This window comes from Oligoflexus sp., assembly GCF_035638955.1.
Lineage (GTDB): Bacteria > Bdellovibrionota_B > Oligoflexia > Oligoflexales > Oligoflexaceae > Oligoflexus.
Window position 1 is genome coordinate 42073 of sequence record NZ_DASQYZ010000186.1, and the last position, 8384, is coordinate 50456.

Below are 8384 nucleotides of genomic sequence, written 5' to 3' on the forward strand. Positions count from 1 at the left end.
GATGGTTACGGCATACCGAAGGATTAGAAATTCCACTGCAGGAGGTTGCCTGTCGCAACACCCAAAAGGTTGGCAACAAGATCCTGCTGATCGAATTTGCGACCGCTTTTTTGATCCGAAACTTCTTTTAACAGGCCAGCGGTGAGCACCAAGCCTGATGACCATCCACGACAGGCAGGAGAAACATTCTGCGTCTTCTCAATCGCCTGACAGGTTTTCATGGTCGCTTCGACTGCTATAGAGGATAACCCAAAATGGGCTGCTTTGTCTGTTGGCAATGTAGCAAAGCCAGCTCCCAAAGCAGGGGCAGCGAGCGTGAAGAGAGCCAGGACCGACCCTCTGTAACAAAATTCATACAGGCCACGAACCGATGGCAAAGTTGTCCCTCCTTGACGAGCAGGGGTTTGTAATGTCTTCTTTTGATTGGCACAGAAGACTTGTTTTGTCCACGAAGGAATGACGAGGTATGATGGAAGGAGCAGGCTTCTTTCGTTGTCTGAACAAGGTGATTGAACATGGCAAGCTCCCCGAATGCTTTGACCGTCAAGTACACGATTCACGCTCCGGCTCAGGAAATTTTCAAAGCCTGGATCACGCCGCAGCTCCTGCAGCGCTGGGGGCCGGAACGCGCGGTGGTGGATGCCCGCGTTGGCGGCCAGTATCGCTTTGAGACGCGCGTTGACGGAAGTCCCAAGGATCTACATCTCGTCACGGGAGAATATAAGCAGCTGGTGCCTGGGCATCTTCTGGTGAAAACATGGGTTTATGAAGGTCCGGAAGCTCCCGGCAAGAAAGTCGAGTCGCTGGTCACAGTGAATTTCACCGAACTGGCGCCGCGGGTGGTGGAGCTGGAAGTGACCGAGGAGGGCGATGAGCTTGCCGATGAAGAGGCTCGTGAAGCGGGCCAGCAGGCTTGGATGGAAGCTTTAAAAATGCTGGAAATCCTATGTTCCGCCAAATGATAGATGCCGGCTGATCCAGTGGCCCTGTGAGATACAGGCCTGAATCAGAAAGCCGCCGGTGGGTGCATCCCAATCCAGCATTTCACCGGCGCAGTAAACCCCCGGATGGCTTTTTAGCATCAAAGCTTCGTCCAAATTCTGCCACAAGAGTCCACCTGATGATGAAATCGATTCACTCAGCGGCCTGGGGCGCTCCAATTGCAATGGCAAAGATTTAATGAGATGGGCGAGTGCTGTCCCATCGCGCGTCGCATCGGGCGGAGCCATATGAAACAGCAAAGCTTTGCTGCCAGGGCTCAGTTGCAAATACTTCTGCGCGCGTCGCATCGGCGAAAGATTTTCCTTGGACTTTTGCAGGCGTTGCATCACCTGCTCGGTCGTCAGATCCGGTTTCAAATCCACCTGAATCAGGCCGGGCATGCCCGCAAAATAAATGGGGGTCCCCTCGAGTCCATAGTGCGTGACGACCAGATCGCCTTTGCGTTGGCCACGGGCCGACGTCAGCTGGATATTTTTGATGGGCTGCCCTTCCGCTTCCTGCAAAAAGGCGGCAGGCCATGCGACTTCAAATCCGGTGTTGGACGGTGCGAAATCCTGAAAACCAAGACCTTTTTGCTGAAACATCGAGGGCCAGCTAAGACCATCGGTGGTTTCATAACTGCCCCCACCCAGCGCAAAGACCAGCGCATCAAACGAACCCAGGCTTCGCTCCTGACTCAGGAGTTCCCAGCCCGCATCACTGGGGCGAAAATCCGTGCACAGCGTATTCAAGGTGATGGTGACGTTCAACTCCTCCAGGCGCCGTTTCCAGTTCCGCACTAAAAGAGCCGCGTGCATGGTCTCGACAAAATACCGTTGGCTGGTTCCCAGAAATGTCCCGATGCCGAGCTTCTGTTCGATAAAATCCAGCCAATCCTGGGGACCAAACGCACCCAGACAGGCTTTCCAGTGATCCGCCGGTCCCGTGTAATGCCGGGCGAAAAGATCAAGCGGAAGGCTGTTGCTGATATTCAGCCCCGAGCCACCGGCGATATAGAGTTTCCAGGAAAGGCCTTTGCGCTTGTCAAACAAAGTCACAGCATGACCCGCGCTGGCCAAACCATCGGCGACCATGAGGCCGGCCGGTCCGCTGCCGATGACAGCTATACGGCGTGACCGATTCACTGGAAAACGCCCACTTCGCGCCAGATTTCGCCGCGTATCGTTTCCAGGATAAGATCCTCGCCGTCGTGACCCAGGACATAATTGTGATTGATCGGCACCTTGCCCGAAGGTGTGTCAAGAGCATAGGTGGGAATGCCGAGACCCGTGATATTGCCGCGCAGGGACTTCATCACTTCAATGCCGCGTCGGACAGAAACACGCAGATGCTCGGTGCCTTCGACAGCGTGGGGATGAAACACATAATAAGGACGAGCCCGAATCCGTAGCAGGCCGCGGCACAGAGCCATCATGCGTTCGGGGCTATCATTCACGCCGCGCAGCAGCACGGCCTGGTTGCCGACGGGAATGCCAGCATTGACGAGGTTGGCGACCGCCTGGGTGGCTTCCGGCGTGATTTCCTCGATGCAGTTGAAGTGCGTGTTCACATAAATCGGATGATACTGAGCCAGCATGCGAGCCAGTTTTGCCGTGACTCGATAAGGCAGCGTCACAGGCGTCCGGGTTCCGAAGCGAATAATTTCCACGTGAGGGATCGCGCGGATTCTTTGTACCAGTTGCTCCAGAGCCTGATCGGACGCCATGAATGCGTCACCGCCAGTGATCAGGACATCGCGAATGGCTGGGTTACTGGCAATATAGTTGATACCGTTATCAATGATCGTGCGGTTGAAATGAAGACCGACTTCGTCGTCCCGTCTTTTGCGAAAGCAGTAGCGACAGTACACAGGGCAGAGCTGAGCCACGCAAAAAGCCACACGGTCGGGATACACATGCACCACTTCACGAACCGGTGAATGCGGGACTTCTGACAAGGGATCCGCAACGCCAAGCGAATCCTTCAGCTCTTCGACCCGGGGCAGCGCCTGGAGCCTTATCGGACATTCTGCATCCCCGGCATCAATGTTCGGCAGCATCAGTCCCATATAGTAAGGGGTGATGCCGGCATTGAAAAGTTTCTGCAATTCGGAAAAGCCACGCTTTTCCGTGTCCTCCAACTGCAGCACAGCCGAGGCCTGGGCAGCATCCATCACCTGATGCTTCATCTGCCAGCGCCAATTGATGAAGCTGTGTGGACTCACTCCAAAGCGTGCGGCGGTCTTGGACGTCAAGGAACCAGGATCGTTCGCCAGAGCTAAAAATTCTTCTGGGATCAATTGAGATGCGGTATCCTTGGTTTCCATATCCGTCCTTCTATGTCGTAGTGGCGTTTCCGCGTCGCCGCATTGTATAGGAGCCAGCGTTGAAGATCAATCGTCTCGTCTTAGCCTCGACCTCACGTTTTCGGCGGGTTTTACTGGAACAATCGGGGATCCAGGTCTTCGGAATCGCGCCGCAGTGCGATGAAGAGGCCATTGTTGGATCCGACCCCTGGCAAACCGCGCGTTTGCGGGCCGATGCCAAAGCCTTAAGTGTCGAAATGGGGGCCGTCCATGAAAACTCAATCGTCATTGCCGCCGATCAGGTCCTGGAATTCCAAGGCCGTGCGTTTGGCAAAGCTGCTGATGAAGATGAGGCACGTCTCCGTTTACGTGAATTCTCGGGTCAGGTGCATCGATTGCATAGTGCCTTCAGTCTCGCCTTCTATGAAGCCGATCATGCCGAGCCTAAACTTTTGTCCTCGGAAGTTGTGACAGCCACTCTGGGCATGCGCACCCTCGCGGCTGATGAGCTGGAAGCCTATCTGCGCACCCGCGAATGGGAAGGCTGCGCCGGCTGTTATCAGTACGAAAACAAAGGCGCGCAGCTGTTTGATTGGGTGGATGGTGATCACACGACCATCATTGGACTTCCGGTTCTGGCGCTGCTTAAACAGCTGCGTAAGCTCGGGATCAATACCCTGACTCAACCGATGGGTCCCTGGACCTGTGAAACGGTTGATCCTGCGCGCACGCTTGAGCTTGGGCAGATTTGATTCAAAACACAACGCGGACAATCCGGTTGTCGTGCCTTGCAAACATAGCGGCCCAGGAGAATAAACCAATGGTGGGCATCAGGCAGATAGGATGGCGGCACCAGATCGAGCAGAACCAGCTCGGCTTTTTCCGCCGCCTTTTCGCCCTGTAGCCCCAGCCTCTGCGTGACCCGAAACACATGCGTATCGACAGCCAGAGTGGGATGTCGATGCAATTCACCCAGAATCACATTGGCCGTTTTACGACCGACGCCGGGAAGGGCTTCCAGCTCTTCACGCGTTTGTGGGACGCGACCCTGATATTTTTCCTGCAGAATCGCAGTGAGTTTCGCTACATTTTTAGCCTTGGTCGGCGCCAGGCCAATCGATCGAATACGCTGTAAAAAACCCTGCTCACCCCAGCTCAGCATTGTCTCTGGCTTAAAATCCTGCGCGTAAAGCGGTTCCATGACCTTGTTCACCTGCTTGTCGGTGGCCTGGGCCGAGAGCACCACAGAGACCAGCAGCTGATAGTCGGTGAAATAAATCAATTCGCAACGCGGGTCTGGATTTTGCTCGCGCAGTTTTTCCAAAATTTGGATGACAGCTTCGCGACGGCGAGCGAGGGAGGCAAGGCGTGGCACAGAATCCTCCCTGGACTGGCTTGCTTATTCAGAAACTTCCAAAGTCACATCACCGTAAACCTTGCACTGACAGGCAAGACGTTCATTCGGTTCGGCAGCCATGGTTTCGAGGAAATCCTTTTCATCATCCTGAATGGGGCTGATGCTTTCAGCACCTTTGATGACCTTGACCATACAGGCTCCGCAGGCTCCGTCCCGGCAACCGAACAGTATGGATGTATCATGTTCTTCGCACATGTCGATCAACGCGTAGCCATCTTTGACGTCCAGCGTGAGATTGTCGGTTGTTATGTGTACTTTTGGCATATAATCTCCTGTTAGCGAGGCGTCTCGTTCCGTATCCGGTGTGGAACCTCAATATAAGAGCGTGGCCAAAAATGTCTATCACTAATCCAAGGAAATTTCAGGAAAATTCTTGATTGTTTCCAGGTGAAAAATAATCTATTTATATCATAGGGTTAAGATAACCATTCCACACCGGAATGAATCCAAATACCGGGATTGTGGCAATTCATGACGGGCATCTGAAGAGAGTTACCAAGCCTCGCATGAACTGCTAAATTAGGTGACTTTCATTCTTAAGTTGGTGAGTCAGGAGCAAACAATAGATGAATCAAATCAAGAGCGGTCTCGGGACTAGTCTTGTTGGATGGAATATGACGAGCTGGCTGGCATCGGCCGCCAACAGCTTTGACGACCACGATGTGGAACTGGTGTACTGCGGCACGGAAGTGACGACCGAACGATGCCTCAGTTTCATCAAGGAAACGATTCCAGCCTGGCAAAGTCGGACCGTGAATTTTGATGAAGGTGAACTTTTTGTTCTGAGTGGTCAGCAAAGGCCAGTCATTATCATGCGTCCTAAGCCTCCTACCGAAGCGCAGAAGCGTGACGGCGGACTCCTGTCTCCCAGTGCCTATGGCCAGGCTCGCGACCTTGTCGGACGTGCCGTCAGCGAAGCGCGTAAACTCAAGGCGCAAAAAATAAATGTACGCTTTGAATCGTGTCAGGATCGGGAGATCCTCGGGGCTTTGGTCGGCATGGAAATGGCGGCTTATTCCTATAAACAGGCCATGGCTCCCCAGCCGGCACCCTTGCCCGCTTTGGGATTGTCCGTGAAAGGTGAATGGAAAGATGAGGCGCAGGCCATCGCGATGGGAACAAATATTGCGCGGCATCTCGTCAACTCACCGCCCAATCTTTTGTATCCTGATTCCTTTGCCAACGCGCTTCATGAACTCTTCAGCAACGTTCCTGGTATGACCGTCGATATTTGGGATGAAGCGCGCCTGCAAAAAGAAAATATGGGACTGCTCCTGGGCGTCGGTCAGGGTTCCGATCATAAGCCTCGCCTGGTCCATCTGAGGTATCGGCCGGAAGGCAAGCGCGAAGCGCCCCTGGCTTTGGTCGGGAAAGGCATCACGTTTGACTGCGGTGGTCTTGATATCAAGGATCCGGCCGGCATGCGCCTGATGAAAAAGGATATGGGTGGGGCGGCTGCAGCCATCGGTGCTCTTTACTGGATGACACGAAGTGCCTTTGCGCGTCCGCTTGATGTTTATATCCCGCTGGCAGAAAATGCCATCTCAGGAAAATCGTATCGGCCCGGCGATATCCTGCGTGCCAGGAATGGAATGACGGTCGAGATTCACAATACCGATGCTGAAGGCCGACTGATTCTGGCTGATGCCATGGCCGTGGCCGCTGCGCAAACCGGCGCCGATAAACCAGCGGCCATCATGGTCGTGGCGACGCTGACCGGTGCGATTAAAATTGGTTTGGGTTCGGATGTGGCGGGTTTCTTCAGCAACGATGAAGCCCTGGGTCAGGTCATTAGCAAGCGTTCCCAGGAATGGGGCGATCTGATGTGGCGGATGCCCTTGTTTGATGGCTATCGCCCGCGTTTGGAAACCAATGTTGCGGATATTAATCACTGCGCGACCGGATCCTATGGTGGGGCCATCACTGCGGCACTATTTCTGGCCGAGTTTGCCAAGGGCTACCCTTTCTCGCATATGGATATCTATGCATGGACGGATGGTGAGCGCGGCGCTCTGCGGGAAGGCGGTGGCAGTGGCCAGGCTGTGCAGTGCCTGGCCGGTGTTTTGCAAAGCTTTGGTTTGTAACGGAAGAGGAGATAGATTTTGGATTCCATCGTGTTCGAAGTTTTGTTCATCCTGGCTTTGATTATGCTCAACGCATTTCTTGCAATGTCAGAGATGGCGATTGTTTCCTCGAACAAGGTGCGACTCCAGTCGCTGGCCAACCAAGGCAAGGTCGGAGCTCGCGTGGCTCTGAACCTGATTGAAGCCCCCTCGGATCTGCTTGCTTCTGTCCAGGTCGGCATTACCATGGTCGGTGTGCTGGTGGGTGCCTTCGGTGGTTCCACCATTTCAGCCAAGCTGGCCTTTTGGATTGAAACTTCGGTTCCCCTGCTGGCTCCTTGGTCGAATGGCATTGGCCTGGGCGTGGTCGTGGTGATTTCCTCGTATTTCTCGCTGATCCTGGGCGAACTCGTGCCCAAGCGGATGGCGCTGAATAATCCAGAGCAGACGGCGTCTGCGGTCGCCCGTTCCATTCGAATTCTGGCAGCCTGCTCCAAACCGGCTGTTCGCTTTTTGTCCTTTTCCACGGAATGGGTTCTGCGCATTCTGGGTCTCGATCGCATCAAAGAACCCCAGGTGACAGAAGAGGAAGTGAAACTCCTCGTCGAGCAGGGAACGGAAGCCGGAATTTTTGAGCAGGGCGAGGAAACGATCATCAAGCGTACGCTGCGGCTCGGCAGCCTGTCGGCCGGTGATATCATGACCCCGCGGACCAAGATTGAAAGTTTTGATGTCAGTGACGGCCTGGATCAAATTTTAAGTCGCGTGATGGAAACCCGTCACACCTATTTTCCTGTGTATGATGGTCAGGTCGATAACCTAGTCGGGCTTCTTTCTGCCAAACGTATGCTCTATGCGATCGCCAAGAATCCGAAGAGCTGGGATATTCGTCAGTGCATGATGGAACCGATGATGGTGCCAGAGTCGGTTTCGGTGCTTGATGTTTTGGAAAGCTTCAAGGAAAAGGGCGCGCATGTGGCCATCGTCATCGATGAATACGGTGGTATGGCTGGGATGCTGACCATGATCGATATGATGGAAGCGCTGGTGGGATCCCTGCCCCATGGCCCCAGCGCGCTGGATTCGAAACTGGTTCGTCGTGAGGATGGTTCCATTCTTTTGGACGGGATGACCTCGGTTCATGAATTTGAAGAGATCTTTGAAATCGACTTCTCCCACTTTACCGAAGGCGAAGATATTCAAACCATCGCCGGTCTGATCATGAAGCAGATGGGCCGCATTCCCAAGGAAGGCGACGTGATTCTTCTGGATCATCTGCGGATCGAGGTCATGGATATGGATGGCCGCCGCGTGGATAAGATCCTGGTGCATCAGCCGCAGCCTGAATCCCGCATCGTCGAAGCGGAAGGCAGCTGATCCAGCATTTTTAGAAAAATTAGCCGAAATCCCCCTCTTTTTAAAGAGTGGATGTAAGGCTGCCTGTCTATCATTCGGGGAAGTTTACTTCTCCGCGCCTTCTGTTTTTTGATTTTGAATATATCGAAGAACAACATCCTTACTCATATTTCCAACGGTACCGATATAATAGCTCGGGTTTCACAGATGCCCTGCCCAAAGTTTTTTCCTGATGACTGGAAACTCCTGAAGGAGTTTTCTT

The 8384-nt window shown here is 53.8% G+C and carries 9 protein-coding genes; 4 read left to right on the forward strand and 5 right to left on the reverse strand.

Translation table 11 applies throughout. The features are described 5' to 3' along the window. Positions 1-23: 23 nt before the first annotated feature. Positions 24-377 (reverse strand): hypothetical protein, encoded by a 354-nt coding sequence (locus VE954_RS17345; protein WP_324955010.1) that lies wholly within the window; start codon positions 375-377, stop codon positions 24-26. Positions 378-515: 138 nt separating this feature from the next. On the opposite strand from VE954_RS17345, the gene VE954_RS17350 reads away from it, so the two are divergent. Beyond that, a complete protein-coding gene (locus VE954_RS17350) occupies positions 516-962 on the forward strand; it encodes an SRPBCC domain-containing protein (protein ID WP_324955012.1) in 447 nt (148 codons plus the stop codon). Here VE954_RS17350 and VE954_RS17355 read toward each other — a convergent pair. Both VE954_RS17355 and VE954_RS17360 read right to left on the reverse strand, forming a co-directional pair. Then, positions 945-2126, reverse strand: coding sequence for a TIGR03862 family flavoprotein (locus VE954_RS17355; RefSeq protein WP_324955014.1), 1182 nt, complete (start codon positions 2124-2126; stop codon positions 945-947). The genes VE954_RS17350 and VE954_RS17355 overlap by 18 nt on opposite strands. Further along, positions 2123-3307 carry a KamA family radical SAM protein gene (locus VE954_RS17360; RefSeq protein ID WP_324955016.1) on the reverse strand — a complete coding sequence of 395 codons (1185 nt, stop codon included), beginning with the start codon at positions 3305-3307 and terminating at the stop codon, positions 2123-2125. The genes VE954_RS17355 and VE954_RS17360 overlap by 4 nt, the downstream gene beginning before the upstream one ends. A 59-nt stretch (positions 3308-3366) precedes the next feature. On the opposite strand from VE954_RS17360, the gene VE954_RS17365 reads away from it, so the two are divergent. Beyond that, positions 3367-4038, forward strand: coding sequence for a Maf family protein (locus VE954_RS17365; RefSeq protein ID WP_324955018.1), 672 nt, complete (start codon positions 3367-3369; stop codon positions 4036-4038). Here VE954_RS17365 and nth read toward each other — a convergent pair. Both nth and VE954_RS17375 read right to left on the reverse strand, forming a co-directional pair. Then, on the reverse strand, positions 3969-4661 hold the full coding sequence (nth, locus tag VE954_RS17370) for an endonuclease III (RefSeq protein WP_324955020.1): 693 nt from the start codon (positions 4659-4661) through the stop codon (positions 3969-3971). The genes VE954_RS17365 and nth overlap by 70 nt on opposite strands. A 24-nt stretch (positions 4662-4685) precedes the next feature. After that, positions 4686-4967, reverse strand: coding sequence for a 2Fe-2S iron-sulfur cluster-binding protein (locus VE954_RS17375; RefSeq protein WP_324955022.1), 282 nt, complete (start codon positions 4965-4967; stop codon positions 4686-4688). 302 nt (positions 4968-5269) lie between these two features. On the opposite strand from VE954_RS17375, the gene VE954_RS17380 reads away from it, so the two are divergent. Both VE954_RS17380 and VE954_RS17385 read left to right on the forward strand, forming a co-directional pair. Then, a complete protein-coding gene (locus VE954_RS17380) occupies positions 5270-6787 on the forward strand; it encodes a leucyl aminopeptidase family protein (RefSeq protein WP_324955024.1) in 1518 nt (505 codons plus the stop codon). An 18-nt stretch (positions 6788-6805) separates the two neighbouring features. Then, positions 6806-8143 carry a hemolysin family protein gene (locus VE954_RS17385; protein ID WP_324955026.1) on the forward strand — a complete coding sequence of 446 codons (1338 nt, stop codon included), beginning with the start codon at positions 6806-6808 and terminating at the stop codon, positions 8141-8143. Positions 8144-8384: the final 241 nt, after the last annotated feature.

Bases quoted from the DNA above. Each gene is read 5' to 3' on its own strand.
- VE954_RS17380 (WP_324955024.1), top strand. From the start codon at position 5,270: ATGAATCAAATCAAGAGCGGTCTCGGGACTAGTCTTGTTGGATGGAAT.
- VE954_RS17360 (WP_324955016.1), bottom strand. From the start codon at position 3,307: ATGGAAACCAAGGATACCGCATCTCAATTGATCCCAGAAGAATTTTTA.
- VE954_RS17375 (WP_324955022.1), bottom strand. From the start codon at position 4,967: ATGCCAAAAGTACACATAACAACCGACAATCTCACGCTGGACGTCAAA.
- VE954_RS17350 (WP_324955012.1), top strand. From the start codon at position 516: ATGGCAAGCTCCCCGAATGCTTTGACCGTCAAGTACACGATTCACGCT.